At 64.1% G+C, this 16791-nt stretch carries 17 protein-coding genes and 1 tRNA gene; 10 read left to right on the top strand and 8 right to left on the bottom strand.

Features of this window, described 5'->3' with window-relative positions; genetic code table 11:
* Positions 1-28: 28 nt before the first annotated feature.
* Together LDO41_RS20320 and LDO41_RS20315 are read right to left on the bottom strand one after the other, a co-directional pair.
* Positions 29-715 carry a lytic transglycosylase domain-containing protein gene (locus LDO41_RS20320; protein ID WP_223992077.1) on the bottom strand — a complete coding sequence of 229 codons (687 nt, stop codon included), beginning with the start codon at positions 713-715 and terminating at the stop codon, positions 29-31.
* Between the two features lie 95 nt (positions 716-810).
* The gene (locus tag LDO41_RS20315; RefSeq protein WP_223991523.1) at positions 811-2544 is read right to left on the bottom strand and encodes a proline--tRNA ligase; all 1734 of its coding nucleotides are present in this window, start codon (positions 2542-2544) and stop codon (positions 811-813) included.
* A 174-nt stretch (positions 2545-2718) separates the two neighbouring features.
* Between LDO41_RS20315 and LDO41_RS20310 the strand changes: the two genes are divergently transcribed.
* On the top strand, positions 2719-3420 hold the full coding sequence (locus LDO41_RS20310; protein ID WP_223991522.1) for an RNA pyrophosphohydrolase: 702 nt from the start codon (positions 2719-2721) through the stop codon (positions 3418-3420).
* Positions 3420-3992 (top strand): CNP1-like family protein, encoded by a 573-nt coding sequence (locus LDO41_RS20305; protein ID WP_223991521.1) that lies wholly within the window; start codon positions 3420-3422, stop codon positions 3990-3992. Before LDO41_RS20310 ends, LDO41_RS20305 begins: the two co-directional genes overlap by 1 nt.
* A gap of 66 nt (positions 3993-4058) precedes the next feature.
* Here the strand turns inward: LDO41_RS20305 and proB are convergent, their stop codons facing one another.
* The 5 genes from proB to LDO41_RS34245 form a co-directional block, all read right to left on the bottom strand.
* Entirely contained in the window at positions 4059-5177 is a 1119-nt protein-coding gene (gene proB / locus LDO41_RS20300) for a glutamate 5-kinase (RefSeq protein WP_223992076.1), read from the bottom strand.
* Between the two features lie 37 nt (positions 5178-5214).
* Positions 5215-6312 carry a GTPase ObgE gene (gene obgE, locus LDO41_RS20295; protein WP_223991520.1) on the bottom strand — a complete coding sequence of 366 codons (1098 nt, stop codon included), beginning with the start codon at positions 6310-6312 and terminating at the stop codon, positions 5215-5217.
* Between the two features lie 101 nt (positions 6313-6413).
* The gene (rpmA, locus tag LDO41_RS20290; protein ID WP_019449572.1) at positions 6414-6674 is read right to left on the bottom strand and encodes a 50S ribosomal protein L27; all 261 of its coding nucleotides are present in this window, start codon (positions 6672-6674) and stop codon (positions 6414-6416) included.
* 29 nt (positions 6675-6703) lie between these two features.
* The gene (gene rplU / locus LDO41_RS20285; protein ID WP_109580057.1) at positions 6704-7015 is read right to left on the bottom strand and encodes a 50S ribosomal protein L21; all 312 of its coding nucleotides are present in this window, start codon (positions 7013-7015) and stop codon (positions 6704-6706) included.
* A gap of 273 nt (positions 7016-7288) precedes the next feature.
* Positions 7289-7423 (bottom strand): hypothetical protein, encoded by a 135-nt coding sequence (locus tag LDO41_RS34245; protein WP_290370907.1) that lies wholly within the window; start codon positions 7421-7423, stop codon positions 7289-7291.
* A gap of 100 nt (positions 7424-7523) precedes the next feature.
* Between LDO41_RS34245 and LDO41_RS20280 the strand changes: the two genes are divergently transcribed.
* The 8 genes from LDO41_RS20280 (at position 7524) to LDO41_RS20245 (ending at position 14702) form a co-directional block, all read left to right on the top strand.
* Complete coding sequence (locus tag LDO41_RS20280; protein WP_223992075.1) at positions 7524-8453, top strand: polyprenyl synthetase family protein; 930 nt, start codon at positions 7524-7526, stop codon at positions 8451-8453.
* A gap of 45 nt (positions 8454-8498) precedes the next feature.
* A tRNA-Pro gene (locus LDO41_RS20275) sits at positions 8499-8575 on the top strand.
* A gap of 314 nt (positions 8576-8889) precedes the next feature.
* Entirely contained in the window at positions 8890-10620 is a 1731-nt protein-coding gene (gene pilB, locus LDO41_RS20270) for a type IV-A pilus assembly ATPase PilB (RefSeq protein ID WP_223991519.1), read from the top strand.
* A 33-nt stretch (positions 10621-10653) separates the two neighbouring features.
* Entirely contained in the window at positions 10654-11922 is a 1269-nt protein-coding gene (locus LDO41_RS20265) for a type II secretion system F family protein (protein ID WP_223991518.1), read from the top strand.
* A gap of 3 nt (positions 11923-11925) precedes the next feature.
* Positions 11926-12789 (top strand): prepilin peptidase, encoded by an 864-nt coding sequence (locus tag LDO41_RS20260; RefSeq protein ID WP_223991517.1) that lies wholly within the window; start codon positions 11926-11928, stop codon positions 12787-12789.
* 97 nt (positions 12790-12886) lie between these two features.
* Entirely contained in the window at positions 12887-13495 is a 609-nt protein-coding gene (gene coaE / locus LDO41_RS20255) for a dephospho-CoA kinase (RefSeq protein WP_223991516.1), read from the top strand.
* 234 nt (positions 13496-13729) lie between these two features.
* Positions 13730-14488, top strand: a complete 759-nt coding sequence (zapD, locus tag LDO41_RS20250) for a cell division protein ZapD (protein ID WP_223992074.1) — start codon at positions 13730-13732, stop codon at positions 14486-14488.
* A gap of 22 nt (positions 14489-14510) precedes the next feature.
* On the top strand, positions 14511-14702 hold the full coding sequence (locus LDO41_RS20245; protein WP_223991515.1) for a DNA gyrase inhibitor YacG: 192 nt from the start codon (positions 14511-14513) through the stop codon (positions 14700-14702).
* On the opposite strand, the gene LDO41_RS20240 is transcribed toward LDO41_RS20245, so the two are convergent.
* Entirely contained in the window at positions 14690-16753 is a 2064-nt protein-coding gene (locus LDO41_RS20240) for an OPT family oligopeptide transporter (protein ID WP_223991514.1), read from the bottom strand. The two genes, LDO41_RS20245 and LDO41_RS20240, sit on opposite strands and share 13 nt — an antisense overlap.
* Positions 16754-16791: the final 38 nt, after the last annotated feature.

Here is a 16791-nt window from a genome sequence, read left to right as displayed (position 1 = left end):
CTGCTTGTTGGTGTGCTGGTCCGCGTCACTAAGACGGATTGGTGATCCGTTGCGGCGAGAACGGATTACGCGCCGGCGCTTCCGGCGGCAAGGCGCGCCGCGCGGGCGCTGCGGGTTCCGGGTCGCCCGCCATGGTCACCGTCGCTTCAGAATACTGCCAGCGCTTCCATGCTGCCAGCACCGCGTTCGGATATTCGGGGCGGCCGCGGCTGCCGTTGTAACGGCCGAGCGCGAGGAACAGGTCGCCGTCCTCGCGATCGAGGTAATGCCGCAGGATCGTGCAGCCATAGCGCAGGTTGCTCTGCAAATGGAACAGCTTGCGCGTATCGCCGTCGCCAATGGTGCGCACCCAGAACGGCATCACCTGCATCAGCCCGCGTGCGCTGACAGAACTGATCGCATATTTGCGGAATCCGCTTTCGACCTGGACGAGACCCAGCACGAGCGCGGGCTCGAGCCCCGCGCGCTTGGCTTCGTAATACACGGTCTCGATCAGCTCGACGCGCACCTGCGCCTCGGGAATCTTGCTCTCGAGCCGGCGCGACATCTCGCCGAGCCATTTCAGATAGCCGAGCCGCTCGGTGCCGCTCGCAAAGGCCGGCCGCACCGGCCGGTTGTCGGCAATGGCCGCCGCCAGCGCGCCGCGCACGGAATCGGCAAGCGCCTCTTCCTTTTGCGCGCCGGCATGCGCGGTGCCTGCCGCCAGGGTCAGCATCAGACCGCCGGTCAGCAACCACTGACGCAGCGGGTGGCGCGGACGGGGCGGACGGTCAGGCATGGCGGGACGTTGCGGCCTTGGGTGCATGATGCTCAGTTTGCCAGCTTGCCGCGCACGTGCGCCACCACATCCGCTGCGGCAACGTGCGTCGCCTCGGCATCGCGGCGACCCTGGTATTCGACGTTGCCTTCCTTCAGGCCTCGGTCGCCCACCACCACGCGGTGCGGCACGCCGATCAGCTCCCAGTCGGCGAACATCACGCCGGGGCGCTCGCCGCGATCGTCGAGGATCACGTCCACGCCAGCCGCCAGCAGTTCCGCATGAATGCGGTCGGCTTCGGCCTTCACCGCTTCCGAACGGTCGTAGCCCATCGGGCAGATCACCACCGCGAACGGTGCGATCGCGGCCGGCCAGATGATGCCGCGCTCGTCGAAGTTCTGTTCGATCGCGGCGCCTAGGATCCGCGTCACGCCGATGCCGTAGCAGCCCATCTGCATCGGCTGCGTCTTGCCATTCTGGTCCAGGAACGTCGCGTTCATCGACTCCGAATAGCGCGTGCCGAGCATGAACACGTGGCCCACTTCGATGCCTCGGCAGATCTCGAGCACGCCCTTGCCGTCAGGCGAGGCGTCGCCAGCCACCACGTTGCGGATATCGGCCACCAGCGGCTCGGGCAGGTCACGGCCCCAGTTCACGCCGGTCAGGTGATAGTCGCGCTCGTTCGCGCCCACGCAGAAATCGCTCATATTCGCGACCGTGCGATCGGCCACGACCTTGACCGGCTTCTTCGTGCCGACCGGGCCCAGATAGCCGGGCGGCGTGCCGAACGTCTCGACGATCTCGGCTTCGGTCGCAAAGCGGAAGTCGAGCAGGCCGGGCACCTTCGACGCCTTGACCTCGTTCAGTTCGTGGTCGCCACGCAACAGCAGCAGCCAGATCTCGGCGCCGGTATTGGTACCTTCGGCCGCATCCTTGGCCAGCACGATCGACTTGATGGTGCGCTCGAGCGGCAGTCCGAGGTACTCGGCCACGTGCTCGCACTTGGCCTTGCCCGGCGTCGAGGCCTTGACCAGCGCCTCGGCGGGTGCGGCACGGCTCGCCGCCAGCGGCAGTGCTTCCGCCGCTTCCATGTTGGCCGCGTAATCCGAGGTCGGGCAGTAGACGATCGCGTCTTCGCCGGTATCCGCGATCACGTGGAATTCATGCGAACCCGAGCCGCCGATCGCACCGTTGTCGGCCGCCACCGCGCGGAACTCGAGACCAAAACGCTCGAAAATGCGCACGTAAGCGTCGTACATCGCTTGATACGACACCTTCAGGCCGTCGATGTCGCGGTCGAACGAATAGGCGTCCTTCATCGTGAATTCGCGGCCGCGCATGATGCCGAAGCGCGGACGGCGCTCGTCGCGGAATTTGGTCTGAATCTGATAGAAATTGACCGGCAGCTGCTTGTAGCTGCGGATTTCACTGCGCGCGATATCGGTCACCACCTCTTCCGAGGTCGGCTGCACGGCGAAATCACGTTCGTGGCGGTCCTTCAGGCGCAGCAGCTCGGGGCCCATCTTGTCCCAGCGGCCGGTTTCCTGCCACAGCTCGGCCGGCTGGATCACCGGCATCGACAGTTCCACCGCGCCGGCGCGGTTCATCTCCTCGCGCACGATGTTCTCCACCTTGCGGATCACGCGCAGGCCCACTGGCATGTAGTTGTAGATGCCGGCGCCGAGCTTCTTGATCATGCCGGCACGCATCATCAGTTTGTGCGACACGATCTCCGCGTCGGCGGGCGCTTCCTTGAGCGTGGAAATGAAGAATTGCGAGGCTTTCATCCGTTGATTTCTCTGCGATCTCTGCGTAAGTTCGATTCGGTGGGCGAATACGGGTGGGCAAGACGCGCCTCAAGCTGCCCTTGCCGCTCGGGGAAAACCAGCATCCCCCTCGTCGGGCCGACCCGCGCGCTTCCTTTATAATCGACGTAATTCTAAAGGATTCGAGGTGCAGTCATGCTCGATCGTGAAGGCTTTCGCCCGAACGTCGGCATCATCCTCATCAACGCACGTAACGAGGTCTTCTGGGGTAAGCGAATCGGCGAACATTCCTGGCAGTTTCCGCAAGGTGGCATCAAGTACGGCGAAACGCCGGAACAGGCCATGTACCGCGAACTGCAAGAAGAAGTCGGCCTGCTTCCGGAGCACGTCAGGATTGTCGGTCGCACGCGCGACTGGCTGCGTTATGAGGTGCCGGACAAGTTCATTCGCCGCGAAATCCGCGGCCACTACAGGGGCCAGAAACAGATCTGGTTCCTGCTGCGCATGGTCTGTCGCGACTGCGACATCCAGTTGCGTGCCTCCGACCATCCCGAGTTCGATGCGTGGCGGTGGAGTCAGTACTGGGTGCCGCTGGAAGCCGTCATCGAGTTCAAGCGCGACGTCTATCAGTTGGCGCTGACCGAGTTGTCGCGCTTCCTGCATCGCAGCCGCGTGCCGCTGAGCCCGTACGGTAACCACCACGGCAATCACCATGGCGGCCCCGGCCGTTACGGTGGTCAGCGCTCGGCGATGGTTTCGCATCATGACTCGCACGATGATTCGCACATTGAGCCGTGCGGTGAACCGTGCGGGGCCGCGCCATCCCAATCTGTGGCCGCGTCGGCCGAACCCACAGCGCCGGCCAGTCCGGCGCCCACTGATCAAACGGAGTCCTGATGAAACGCATTACCGGCCCGGCCGCTCGCGCCGGGCTGCTGCTTGTTGCAGCCTGCCTCATGCTGGGTGGTTGCAAGACCAATAGCAAGCCGTCGGAGGGCGACCAGTCGTCGGGCTTTCTGAATCCATTCGAGGATCGACCGTTCTCGGAAGGCGAAACGGTGCTGCCGGCCCCGCCGCAGGACGCCGATCTGATTCCGTTCTCGGTCAACGACTCGGGCAACTTCGACTTTGCCGTCGATGCCAAGTCCGTCAGCGTGGGCGCCGACAACGTCGTGCGCTATACGGTGGTGATCACGAGCAAGTCCGGTGCGCGCAACGTCAGCTACGAAGGCATGCGCTGCGACGCGTTCGAGCGCAAGGTCTACGCGACGATGCCGACTGGCAGCAAGGACTGGGTCTCGAATCGCGGCATGGACGACTGGCAGCGGATGATGACGCGGCAGCGCAACAGCTACGCATCGACGCTGGCGACGGACTATTTCTGCGACGGGCGCACCGTGGCCGGCAAGCCGGAGAAGCTGATACGCGACCTGCGCGCCTACGCGCCGACTTTCCGCCGCAGCCCGTAAGCACCGCCCCGCCGGTTCCTCTCCCACTGGGAGAGAACCGGGGGTGAGGGTCGCCCTGCCGTGGCGTTACACCAGCACCAGATTGTCGCGGTGAATGAGTTCGGGCTCGTTCAGATGGCCGAGCACGCTTTCGATTTCCGACGACGGCTTGCGCGCGATCAGGCGGGCTTCGGCGCTCGAATAGTTGGTAATGCCGCGCGCGACCTCGAGGCCTGCCGGATCTACGCACGCAATCACTTCCCCGCGCGCGAATTCCCCCTGCACGTCCACCACACCGATCGGTAGCAGCGACTTGCCGCCGCCCGTCAGCTTTTCCACCGCGCCGGCGTCGATGATCACGCGCCCGCGCAGCTGCAGGTGGTCGGCCATCCATTGCTTGCGCGCGGTCAGGCGGCCGGTCGGCGCCAACAGTTGCGTGCCGATGGCCTCGCCTTCGGCCAGACGTTCGAGCACGTTGGCTTCCCGGCCCGATGCAATGGTCGTATGCGCGCCCGACTTGGCCGCGCGCTTGGCAGCGAGGATCTTGGTCAGCATGCCGCCCCGGCCTATGGAGCTGCCCGCGCCACCAGCCATCGCCTCGAGTTCGAGTGTGCCAGCCAGTGCCTCATGCACGAACTCGGCGTTCGGATCCTTGCGCGGATCGGCCGTGTAGAGACCGCGCTGGTCGGTCAGAATCACGAGCGCGTGGCCTTCGATCAGGTTCGTCACGAGCGCGCCGAGCGTGTCGTTGTCGCCGAACTTGATTTCATCGGTGACCACCGTGTCGTTCTCGTTGATGATCGGCACCACTCCCAGCGCCAGCAGTGTCAGCAGCGTCGAGCGGGCATTGAGGTAGCGTTCGCGATCGGCCAGGTCGGCGTGAGTCAGCAGCACCTGCGCGGTGCGAATGCCGTAGCGGCCGAACTGGGTTTCGTAGACTTGCGCAAGGCCCATCTGTCCGACCGCCGCGGCCGCCTGCAGCTCGTGAATCTCGCGCGGGCGGCGCGTCCAGCCCAGGCGCTGCATGCCCTCGGCGATGGCACCGGAGCTGACCAGCACCACTTCCTTGCCCGCCGCGCGCAGCTTGGCGATCTGCGCGGCCCAGCGCGCGATGGCATCGTGATCTAGCCCCTTGCCATCGTTGGTGACAAGGCTTGATCCCACCTTGACGACGATTCGTTTTGCCTGCGCGATGACCGATTGCATGGTGGGGATACCGAAAGAGATGGGGATCAGGAAGCGATCAGGATTCGTCGTCGCCGCGGTCCACGTTGTGCAGGCGATCGTCAAGCCGGATATCCGGCTCGGCCAGCGCCGCGGCTTCCGCGGCCTTGATGGCCTCCAGATGGTCCTTGATCGCGTAGATCAGTTCGCGGCAGCCGTCACCGGCCAGCGCGGAGATCTGGAATACGGGTCCCTTCCACTTGTAGCGCTTGACGAAGTCCTTGACCCGCGTGGCGCGCTCGTCTTCCGGCACCATGTCGAGCTTGTTCAGCACGAGCCAGCGCGGCTTCTCGTACAGTTCCTCGTCGTACTTCTTGAGTTCGTTGACGATCGCGCGGGCCTCGGCCACGGGATCGACGTTATCGTCGAACGGTGCGAGATCGACGATATGCAGCAACAGGCCGGTACGCTGCAGATGGCGCAGGAACTGGTGGCCGAGGCCCGCGCCTTCGGCGGCACCCTCGATCAGCCCCGGGATATCGGCCACCACGAACGACTTCTCGTGGTCGACACGCACCACGCCGAGGTTCGGGTGGAGCGTGGTGAACGGATAATCGGCGACCTTGGGCCGCGCGTTCGAGATATGCGAGATAAACGTCGACTTGCCGGCGTTGGGCATGCCGAGCAGACCCACATCCGCGAGTACCTTGAGCTCGAGCTTGACCATGCGGCGCTCGCCGGGCTTGCCGTCCACCTGCTGGCGCGGCGCGCGGTTGGTACTCGACTTGAAGTGCAGATTGCCCCAGCCACCCATGCCGCCTTCGGCCAGGCACACGATCTGACCGTGCTCGGTCAGATCGGCAATGGTCTCGCCGGTGTCCATGTCGACGATCTGCGTGCCCACGGGCATGCGCAGGGTCACGTCCTCGCCTGCCGCGCCGTAGCAATCGGCACCGCGGCCGTTTTCGCCGTTGCGCGCGACGTGCTTCTTCGCGTAGCGAAAATCGATCAGCGTGTTGATGTTGCGGTCGGCCTGCGCGAATACGCTGCCGCCTCGGCCGCCGTCACCGCCATCGGGGCCACCAAACGGCACAAACTTCTCGCGCCGGAACGACGCGCTCCCGTTGCCGCCATTGCCGGCAATCGCTTCGATTCGGGCTTCGTCGATGAACTTCATGATGATTTTCCGTGTGGGCTCGGGCTGGCGGCCTCAACATTGTCGCCAGAAATGAAAAAGCCCCGCAAGCGTTGCGGGGCCTTCGTGCTGCAAAGGCTGTATCAGGCCGCCGGAACGACGCTGACTTGCTGCTTCTTGGCAGCGCCCTTGACGGCGAACTGCACGTGACCGTCAACCAGCGCGAACAGCGTGTGGTCCTTGCCGATGCCGACGTTTTCGCCAGCATGCACGCGCGTACCGCGTTGACGAACGATGATGCCGCCGGCGTTGATGGCCTGGCCACCGTAAACCTTCACGCCCAGTCGCTTCGATTCTGAATCGCGGCCGTTCCGTGTAGAACCGCCGCCTTTTTTCTGTGCCATGTCTTACTCCTGTCTAGGCCGAATATCGCTCAGGCAACGATCGTGTCGATGCGCAGCTCGGTGTAATTCTGACGATGGCCCTGACGCTTCTGGTAGTGCTTGCGACGGCGCATCTTGAAGATCTTCACTTTGTCGTGACGACCTTGGGAGATCACGGTAGCTTTGACGGAAGCCCCGCTAACCAGCGGCGTACCAAACTTGATTTGGTCGCCAGCGCCCACTGCGAGCACTTGGTCCAGCGTGATTTCTGCGCCAATGTCTGCCGGTATCTGTTCTACTTTAAGTTTTTCGCCAGCAGCAACTTTGTATTGCTTGCCGCCGGTTTTTACGACCGCGTACATTGTCGAACCTCTCGATGTGAATGAAGCGAGAAATGCTGCCCGGAAACAACCACGGGCTGGCGCCGCTTCTTACGCCAAGTTTTGTGCTACGAACGTGCGACGATCCTTTGTGCACGAACCCTCATCCGACCAAGCCGAACAGCCCAGACAGACCGAAGGAACCGGCAAGTCTATACCAGCTTGCGGAAAAGCGCAACGAAAACAAATAGATAGCCTACCGGGCCCGCCAGCGGCGGCTCAGGCACTTGCCGGACGCCCCATGCGGCAAACCAGTCAGGTCAGGTCAGCCAGCAGAAAACCGGCCAGCGCGGCAAAGGCGATCCACCAGACGGTGCGTCGCGAGTGCCGGCGAGATGTGCGGGTCTTGTCCATGCGCGCATTATAGAACCCGCGCTGCTCGGCAGCCATTCCCTCACATGCTTCGCATATAATCCACCGGTTTTGCGTAACGGTGATCATCTTGTCCCAGTCTTCCGCCACTGCCTTGCTTGCCCCGGTCGCTGCCGACATGCGCGCCGTTGACGCTGTCATTCGCCATAGACTGGCATCGGAAGTGCCGCTGATCGAGCAGATCGGCGAATACATCATCGGCGCGGGCGGCAAGCGCCTGCGCCCCGTGATCCTGCTGCTGTCCGCGCGCGCGTTTGGCTACGATGGCCATCGCCATCACGAAATGGCGGCCGTGGTCGAATTCATTCACACCGCCACGCTGCTGCATGACGACGTGGTGGACGAGTCGGAACTGCGCCGCGGCCGCGAGACCGCCAATGCGGTGTTCGGCAATGCCGCGAGCGTGCTGGTCGGAGACTTCCTCTACTCGCGCGCATTCCAGATGATGGTCGACGCCGGCAGCATGCGCATCATGGAGATCCTCTCCAACGCGACCAACGTGATCGCGGAAGGCGAAGTGCTGCAACTGCTCAACATGCACGACCCCGAGGTGACCGTCGAACGGTACCTGCAGGTCATCCGCTACAAGACGGCCAAGCTGTTCGAAGCTTCCGCCCAACTAGGCGCGGTGCTCGCGGGCGCGGACGCCGCCATGGAAGAGGCCGCTGCCGAATACGGCCGCCGCATCGGCACCGCGTTCCAGCTTATCGACGACATGCTCGACTACACCGCTAGCGCGGAGCAGATGGGCAAGAACGCCGGCGATGATCTGCGCGAGGGCAAGCCCACGCTACCGTTGCTGCATCTGCTCGAGCACGGCACCGAGCAACAACGCGAGCTCGCGCGCGACGCGATCGTGCAGGGCGGCACCGAACACTTTGACGCGGTGTTTGCGGCGATTCATGCAAGCGGCGCGCTCGACGTGACGTACGCCGCCGCGCAACGCGAAGCGGAAGCGGCGGAGAGGGCGGCAATGCAATTTCCCCCTTCCCAACTGAAGGAAACGCTGATAGACTTGTGTGCTTTCTCGCTGCAACGTCAATCTTGATGACGCGGCGATAAAAGAAAAAGCAGACAGAAGTAAAAACGAAATCGGGGTGTAGCTTAGCCTGGTAGAGCGCTACGTTCGGGACGTAGAGGCCGGAGGTTCGAATCCTCTCACCCCGACCAGATTCCTGAAAAAGCCGCACAGCAATGTGCGGCTTTTTTGCTTTGTATCGACGGTTTTGACAACCGCGGTCACACCCTCTGTCACATCCCTGCTCCAGTAGGGTTGCGGACTGTCGCGCAAACGCCAACACCCCGCCTCCGCTCGCTTTACAAAAAGTGACCCCAGCGGCAAACTGCCCCGAACCCGGGAAGTTCGCCCCCTGCTCCCGCCGCAGTCAACAACGCGTGCCTGACCCTTGACCCTGGCCTTTGCATAGCAAGACGCTTTGCATGGGAAGACCCTGGGGCAGCGCGCTCATACGCATCGTATTGCCATGACACTAGGCCTCGCATTGGCGCAGAGCCGGCGGATCGCGCCCGCGTTGCTTGCCCAGCTGGAACAGACGGCACGAGAGAAGAAGTCGCTGCTGATCGACGAGATCATTGCCAGCGGCACGATGAGCGCGCACGACATCGCGATCTTCGCCGCGGACAAGTATCAGTTGCCGCTACTGGATCTCGCGCAGTACAACCTCGCGCGCGTGCCACCCGCGCTCGCGGGCAATCGCGAATTCCATGCGCACCGACTGCTGCCGCTGGGCCGGCGGGAGAATCGCCTGATCGTGGCGATGTCGGACCCGGCCAACCAGGCCGGCGTCGATGCCATCAAGCAGAAGTTCAACCTGCCCGTGGAAACGGTGGTGGTCGAGCACGACAAGCTGGTGAGGCACTTCCGCACGGCCAGCGAAGCGCTCGGCACGATGAAGAACATCTCGCCCACCGGAACGGGCGCGACGCCGACCAAGATGATCGACTACGATCCGGTGGCGGCCGCGGCGGGCGCGCGCAAGGGGCCCGGCAACGAAATCGACGACGCACCGGTGGTACGCTTCCTGCAGAAGCTGCTCACGGAAGCGTTCCAGCGCGGCGCGTCGGACCTTCACTTCGAGCCGTTCGAGTTCTTCTACCGGGTACGCTTCCGCGTGGACGGCGTGCTGCAGGAAGTCGCGCGGCCACCGCTCGATATCCGCGACAAGGTGGCGACGCGTATCAAGGTGCTGTCGCGCCTGGACATCTCGGAGAAGCGCGTGCCGCAGGACGGCCGCATGAAGCTGCTGCTCACCCTGCCCAAGGACAAGGACGGCAAGGAGACGATCGAGAAGGCGATCGACTTCCGCGTATCGACGCTGCCGACGCTGTTCGGCGAGAAGATCGTGATGCGGATTCTCGAATCCTCGTCGGACAAGCTCGACATCGATCAGCTTGGCTACGAGCCGGCGCAGAAGGCAGCGCTGCTCGAGGTGATCAAGCGCCCGTACGGCATGGTGCTCGTGACCGGCCCGACCGGCAGCGGCAAGACCGTGTCGCTCTATACGTTCCTGAACCTGCTGAACCAGGGCGACATCAATATCTCGACCGCCGAGGATCCCGCGGAAATCCAGTTGCCCGGTATCAATCAGGTCAACGTCAACGACAAGGCGGGCCTGACCTTCGCGGCCGCGCTCAAATCGTTCCTGCGGCAGGATCCGGACATCATCATGGTCGGCGAAATCCGCGACCTCGAAACCGCGGACATCTCGATCAAGGCCGCGCAGACGGGCCACCTGGTCCTGTCCACGCTGCATACCAACGACGCGCCCACCACGCTCACGCGACTGATGAATATGGGCGTGGCGCCATTCAATATCGCCTCGAGCGTACTGATGATTACCGCGCAGCGTCTCGCGCGCAAGCTTTGCACGTGCAAGCGTGTGGGCGAACTGTCCCGCGACGTGCTGCTCGACGCGGGCTTTCAGGAGTCGGATATCGACGGCACCTGGCAGCCCTATCATCCGGTCGGCTGCGAACGCTGCAACGGCAGCGGGTACAAGGGCCGGTGCGGCATCTATCAGGTGATGCCGATCACGGAAGCCATGCAGCAGATCATTCTGACGCACGGCACGGCGTTGCAGATCGCGGAACAGGCGCGGCGCGACGGCGTGCTATCGTTGCGGGAGGCTGGCCTGCTCAAGGTCAAGCAGGGAGTCACGTCACTCGAAGAAGTGCTGGCAACCACCAATTCGTAATAAGAAATCTAAATCTTTGTCGGGGGTCACAACATGGCGACGCGCGCACCAGCGGCGGGCGCTCGGACGGCTTCGGCGCCGTCCCGCGCTACAAAAGGGCGAAAAGCGCCCACGCAGTACATCTTCGAGTGGGAAGGCAAGGACCGCAAGGGCAAGACCTTCACCGGCGAGCAACGCGCGGAGAGCGCGGCGGAGGTCACCGCCACGCTGCGCAAGCAGGGCCTGACGGTCGTCAAGCTCAAGAAGCGCAAGGCCGCGCGCGGGCGCAAGATCACCGAGAAGGACATCGCGTATTTCACGCGCCAGCTGTCGACGATGCTCAAGGCGGGTATTCCGCTGCTGCAGTCGATCGACATCATCGCGCGTGGCCACGCCAATCCGAACTTCACGCAATTGCTGTCCGAGATTCGCTTCGACATCGAGTCCGGCAGCAGCATGGCCACGGCGTTCCGCCGGCATCCGAAGTACTTCGACACGCTGTATTGCAACCTGATCGACGCCGGTGAACAGGGCGGTATTCTCGATGCGCTGCTCGAGCGGCTGTCGTTGTACATGGAAAAGTCGATCGCGCTGAAGAGCCAGATCAAGTCCGCGATGATCTATCCGATCGCGGTGCTGACGGTGGCGTTCGCGGTCACCGTGATCCTGATGCTTTTCGTGATTCCGGCCTTCAAGGGCGTATTCTCGAGCTTTGGCGCGGCGCTGCCGGCCCCGACGCTGGTCGTCATCGGTCTCTCTGACTTCTTCGTCTCCAACTGGTACATCATCGTCTTTGCGCCAATCCTGGGGATCATGGGGTATATCCGGGCGCGCAGCAAATCGGAGAAAGTGCAGCGCTTCCACGATCGCGTGCTGCTGAAACTGCCGATTTTCGGCAGCCTGTTCCGCAAGGCCGTGATCGCGCGCTGGACGCGTACGCTGGCAACGATGTTCGCGGCCGGTACGCCGCTCGTCGAGTCGATGGAATCGGTCGCGGGCGCCGCCGGCAACTGGCTGTATTACGACGCCACGCGCGAGATCGAACAGTCCGTGCGCATCGGTACCAGCCTGACCAACGCGATGCAGGCCACGCACGTGTTCGACAACATGGTGCTGCAGATGACGCAGATCGGCGAAGAGTCGGGCGCGCTCGACAATATGCTGCTGAAGGTCGCCGAGTTCTACGAAGCGGAAGTCGATGACGCGGTGGCGGCCATCTCGAGCCTGATCGAGCCACTGATCATCGTGATCCTCGGCGTGCTGATCGGCGGCATGGTCGTGGCGATGTATCTGCCGATCTTCAAGCTGGGACAGGTGGTGTAACGCATGCTGCAGGTATCGGTGCTGGCGGCGCTGCCGCCGGCCTTTCTCGTCTTCGCGGCCGGACTGATCGGCCTGATGGTTGGCAGCTTCCTGAACGTGGTGATCCACCGGATCCCGCGCATGATGGAGTACGACGAGGCGAACTACATCGCCGAGTTGCGCGGCGAGCCATTGCCGCATCCGGGCCGCTACAACCTCATGGTGCCGCGCTCGGCGTGTCCGCACTGCGGGCACCAGATCGCTGCATGGGAGAACATCCCCGTCGTCAGCTATCTGTTCCTGCGCGGCCGCTGCGCGGCATGCCGCAAGCCGATCAGCGTGCGCTACCCGCTGGTGGAGCTGACTACCGCGGTGCTGAGCGCGCTGGCGATGTGGCACTACGGCCCGACCGTGCAGGCGCTGGCGGCCATCGTGATGGTGTGGGCGCTGGTCGCGCTCACGATGATCGATGCCGACACCCAGCTGCTGCCCGACCAGATCACGCTGCCGCTGCTGTGGCTGGGCCTGCTGCTGAATCTGCAGGGCGTGTTCGTGCCGTTGGCCGATGCCGTGATCGGTGCAGCCGCCGGCTACCTCGTGCTGTGGTCCGCGTACTGGCTGTTCAAGCTCGTGCGCGGCAAGGAAGGCATGGGCTATGGCGACTTCAAGCTGATGGGCGCGCTCGGCGCCTGGTTCGGCTGGCAGGCCCTGCCCGCGCTGGTACTGCTGTCCTCGATGGTCGGCGCGGTCTTCGGCATCGCGATGCTCGTCGCGCGCCGACAGGGTCGCGAGACGCCGTTCCCGTTTGGCCCGTTCATCGCCGGCGCCGGCCTGCTCGTGCTGTTCTTCGGTGCGGACCTGCTGCCGCTGGGACTGGGTATTCGCTAGCGCGCCCTGCTCCCCTCTCTCCCCTCTCCCAAAGGGCGAGGGAGCCCTGCAGTTGCTGTATTGTTGCGGCATCGACGACTTCCCTCCCGCGACACGCATGCTTGAAATCGGACTGACCGGTGGCATCGGCTCCGGCAAGACCCGAGTGGCCGACCTGTTTGCCGAGCGCGGCGCGGCACTGATCGACACCGATCTGCTCGCGCACGAGATCACGGCACCGGGCGGTGCCGCCATTCCCGCGCTGGTATCCGCGTTCGGCGCCGACTGTCTGCGCCCGGACGGGGCCATGGACCGCGACGCGATGCGTGCGCGCGTGTTCTCGGACCCGTCAGCCAAACACACGCTCGAAGCCATCACGCATCCGCTGATCCGTTCGCTGACGGTGGCCCGCGCGGACGCCATTCGCAGCGCGGGCGCCCATCCGTATCTGATCTACGTGGTACCGCTGCTGGTGGAGTCCGGCACCTGGCGCGAGCGCGTGGGCCGGGTGCTTGTGGTCGACTGTCGCGAGGAGACCCAGATCGCGCGCGTGATGGCTCGCAATGGTTTTTCGCGCGAGCAGGTAGAGGCCATCATGCGCCGGCAGGCCACGCGCGCGGCCCGCCTGGCCTGCGCGGATGACGTGATCGACAACGATGGTGGCACCGAAGCATTGCCGCCGCAGGTCGAGCGTCTCGATGCCTTGTATCGGACATTGGGCGCCTGAGGGCAATTTCGAAGAAAGTTCCCATCAAATGAGTTTGTTCTTGCGCCCCGACTCGCATAGAATGCGCTGAAAACAAGCGGAAAAAATCGCAAATCGCCGAACTTCGGATCTTCGAAAGATCTCCGAAAGTCGGTGCAAGCGCCCGCAAACGACGCGGGACACAACTGCCGCAACTGCCGTATCTGGCCAGACCATCGCCGCTATCCACTAGCGGCGTGCAGCACGGACTACCACTTGATCCTGTACGAATATCCTTTCAACGAGCGAATCAGGACGCTTCTGCGGCTGGAAGACCTGTTCGATCGGCTGGATTATTTCCTCGCGCAGGAACATGCCCTGCAGCACCACGTTGCCATCACGACACTGTTCGAGATCATCGACGTGGCGGGCCGGGCCGACCTCAAGACTGACCTGATCAAGGAACTCGAGCGGCAGCGTCAGGCGCTGGCGCCGCTGCGCGCGAACCCGCAGATCGATCAGGACGCGCTCGTGACCGTGATTTCCGAGATCGAACAGGGCATTACCGCGCTCAATCAGACCTTCGGCAAGGCCGGCCAGTTGCTGACCGACAACGAATGGCTGACCAGCATCCGCAGCCGCGCGATCATTCCGGGCGGCACCTGCGAGTTCGACCTGCCCGCCTACTATGCATGGCAGCATCGCCCGGCCGAGGATCGCCGCGCCGATGTCCTGAAGTGGGCGCGCCCTCTCGCCTCGCTGCGCATGGGCGCGTCGATCGTGCTGCGCCTGCTGCGCGAATCGGGGCAGAGCGGCAAGGTCATCGCCACCGGTGGCAGCTATCAGCAGATGCTGTCGGGTCGAAGCTATCAGTTGATGCAGGTGTATCTCGACGAATCGCTGCTCGCCTTCATTCCGGAGATGAGCGCCAACAAGTACATGCTGTGGGTTCGCTTTACCCAGCAGGACGGCGACATGCGACCGCGCTCGGTCGATGCCGATATCCCGTTCCTGCTCAAGCTGTGCAATTTCTGAAGTTGCAGACTCAAGAACGCTGATGCCTGCCGTTGTCAAATGTCCTACCTGCGGTACCGATGTCGAATGGGTGCCCGAGAACAAATTCCGGCCGTTCTGCTCGAATCGCTGCAAGCAGATCGATCTGGGCGCCTGGGCCGCCGAGAAGTACGTGATCGGCGGCAAGCCCGGCGAAACACCGTCACCGGATCTGCCCGAAGATCAGGACGACTGAACGGCCGCCCCCGCCGCCGTCAATACGCGGCGGCAGAACGCCACGCACACGAGCACGAATACCGCGAGGCCCAGCCACTGGGCCATCGTCGCAAAGCCCTCGCCGACGAGCGCGAGCGGCGCTTCGTGGCCCGACAGGCCGATGACCGCGGCCAGCGCCACGCCCACCAGACTCTCCCCCACGATCAGCCCCGACGCGAGCAGCGTGCCACGGCGTTCCGCATGCTCGAGCGCCAGCTGCACATCGTCGCCTCGTGCCTGCACACGGCGACGCTCGGCACGCATCAGCCACCATGACAGCACCGCGCCAACCACGAGCGCCGAACTGATGGTCGGCGGCAGATAGATACCGATGCCGACCGCCAGCACGGGCAGGCGCGCCACGCCGCCCCGGCGGCGCAGCATCTCGTCGATCGCGATCAGCACCACGCCCAGCGCGACGCCGATCAGGATCATGGTCCAGTTGAGTTGATGGGTAAAAATGCCGGTGGCGATCGCCGTCATCAGCGTGGCCTGCGGTGCCGCGAGCGCCTGATTGGGATCCATGTCCGCGCGCGGCAACGCGCCCGCGAAGCCGTACGCGTGATACAGCAGTTCGAGCACCGGCGGAATGACCGCGGCGCCGACCACGCAGCCGATCAGCAGCGCCACCTGCTGGCGCCACGGCGTGGCCCCGACCAGCCAGCCGGTCTTCAGATCCTGCAGGTTGTCGTTGGAGATCGATGCCACCGCGACCACCGCGGAGGTGGTGAAGATGGCCAGCGCAATCGCGAACCTGCCGCCCTCCGGCGTGCCAAGCAAACCATCGAGCGTGCCCACACCGAGAATCAGCAGCGAGACCAGGATCACCGCGATGATGCCGATGCCCGAGATCGGACTGGCCGACGATCCAACCAGTCCCGCCATGTAGCCGCATGCGGCCGCGACCAGAAAGCCGAACACGAACGCGAACAGCACCGCGCAGGCGACCAGTCGCCAGGCGGGCCCGGTGGCCAGCGGTGCCGGGGCCAGGAAGTAGCCGAACGTGATGGCCAGCACCGCGATCATCACGAGCGTCAGCACGCCGATCCAGCGCGCGGGCAGATCGCGCTGGATACGCGGGATGCCGCCCTGCCCATCTTGTTGGCCCGCGGTACGCAGGGCGCCAAACGATGCCCCCATCGAAGCACGTACGCCCTCCACCATTGGCTTGAACAGCGTGGCCAGCGTCCAGATGGCAGCGATCGCAATCGTGCCGGCGCCGATAAAGCGTGCCTGCGTGCTCCAGATCTTCGTGCCGAAGCTCGCCAGCGTGGCATCGACCGGCATCGGCGTGATGGCGGTCAGCCATGGCACCGCGATGCCCCACGTGAGAATCAGACCGAGCAGCATCGCCAGCCCGCCAACGATGCCGACCAGATAGCCGGCGCCCACGAGGGCGAGCGAGAACCCCATCGACAGGCGCACCACCGACGCCCCCGCGGCCAGCCACGCGTTGGCGCCCTCGGCGAGCACGCGCAGCCCGCTCGCGGCAAAACTGAAGAGGCCGGCCGCAAGCCCGCCGGCCACGAGGTCCGCGAGTCCGGTCGAAGCTTTTCCCCCTGCCTCCTGCGAAGCGCTACCGACGCGCAGGATCTCCGCTGCCGCCACGCCTTCGGGATATGGCAGGTCGCTGTTCACGACCATCGCATGGCGTAGCGGAATGCTGAAGATGACGCCGAGCATGCCGCCCGCCGCGCAGATCGCCATCGTTTGCCAGAACGGAAAGCCCTGCCAGTGGCCAAGCATGACGAGTCCGGGCAGGATGAAGATGATCGAGGACAGCGTGCCCGCGGCCGAAGCCTGCGTCTGCACCATGTTGTTCTCGAGGATATTGGCCCCCGGGAACAATCGCAGCACCGCCATCGAGATGACGGCGGCGGGAATCGCGGAGGAGAAGGTCAGGCCGACCTTGAGGCCGAGGTAGATGTTGGAGGCCGTGAAGACCACCGTGATGAGCGCGCCGAGGATAACGCCGCGCAAGGTCAGTTCGGGCAGGGAAACAGAGTCGGCGACGCGTTCTGCACGTTGCATGCGGACACTCCGGTAGTGGATGAACTAGCCAACAAACC

This window comes from Cupriavidus pampae, assembly GCF_914271485.1.
In the GTDB taxonomy this organism is placed as follows: domain Bacteria; phylum Pseudomonadota; class Gammaproteobacteria; order Burkholderiales; family Burkholderiaceae; genus Cupriavidus; species Cupriavidus pampae.
The sequence above is the reverse complement of the archived record's forward strand: the minus strand, read 5'-3'. Positions and strand labels throughout refer to the sequence as shown.

Bases quoted from the DNA above. Each gene is read 5' to 3' on its own strand.
- rplU (WP_109580057.1), bottom strand. From the start codon at position 7,015: ATGTACGCGGTCGTAAAAACCGGCGGCAAGCAATACAAAGTTGCTGCT.
- LDO41_RS20280 (WP_223992075.1), top strand. From the start codon at position 7,524: ATGCGCGCCGTTGACGCTGTCATTCGCCATAGACTGGCATCGGAAGTG.
- LDO41_RS20265 (WP_223991518.1), top strand. From the start codon at position 10,654: ATGGCGACGCGCGCACCAGCGGCGGGCGCTCGGACGGCTTCGGCGCCG.
- LDO41_RS20240 (WP_223991514.1), bottom strand. From the start codon at position 16,753: ATGCAACGTGCAGAACGCGTCGCCGACTCTGTTTCCCTGCCCGAACTG.
- LDO41_RS20315 (WP_223991523.1), bottom strand. From the start codon at position 2,544: ATGAAAGCCTCGCAATTCTTCATTTCCACGCTCAAGGAAGCGCCCGCC.
- pilB (WP_223991519.1), top strand. From the start codon at position 8,890: ATGACACTAGGCCTCGCATTGGCGCAGAGCCGGCGGATCGCGCCCGCG.
- LDO41_RS34245 (WP_290370907.1), bottom strand. From the start codon at position 7,423: ATGGCTGCCGAGCAGCGCGGGTTCTATAATGCGCGCATGGACAAGACC.
- obgE (WP_223991520.1), bottom strand. From the start codon at position 6,312: ATGAAGTTCATCGACGAAGCCCGAATCGAAGCGATTGCCGGCAATGGC.
- LDO41_RS20310 (WP_223991522.1), top strand. From the start codon at position 2,719: ATGCTCGATCGTGAAGGCTTTCGCCCGAACGTCGGCATCATCCTCATC.
- LDO41_RS20320 (WP_223992077.1), bottom strand. From the start codon at position 715: ATGCTGACCCTGGCGGCAGGCACCGCGCATGCCGGCGCGCAAAAGGAA.
- LDO41_RS20245 (WP_223991515.1), top strand. From the start codon at position 14,511: ATGCCTGCCGTTGTCAAATGTCCTACCTGCGGTACCGATGTCGAATGG.
- LDO41_RS20260 (WP_223991517.1), top strand. From the start codon at position 11,926: ATGCTGCAGGTATCGGTGCTGGCGGCGCTGCCGCCGGCCTTTCTCGTC.
- coaE (WP_223991516.1), top strand. From the start codon at position 12,887: ATGCTTGAAATCGGACTGACCGGTGGCATCGGCTCCGGCAAGACCCGA.
- proB (WP_223992076.1), bottom strand. From the start codon at position 5,177: ATGCAATCGGTCATCGCGCAGGCAAAACGAATCGTCGTCAAGGTGGGA.
- LDO41_RS20305 (WP_223991521.1), top strand. From the start codon at position 3,420: ATGAAACGCATTACCGGCCCGGCCGCTCGCGCCGGGCTGCTGCTTGTT.
- rpmA (WP_019449572.1), bottom strand. From the start codon at position 6,674: ATGGCACAGAAAAAAGGCGGCGGTTCTACACGGAACGGCCGCGATTCA.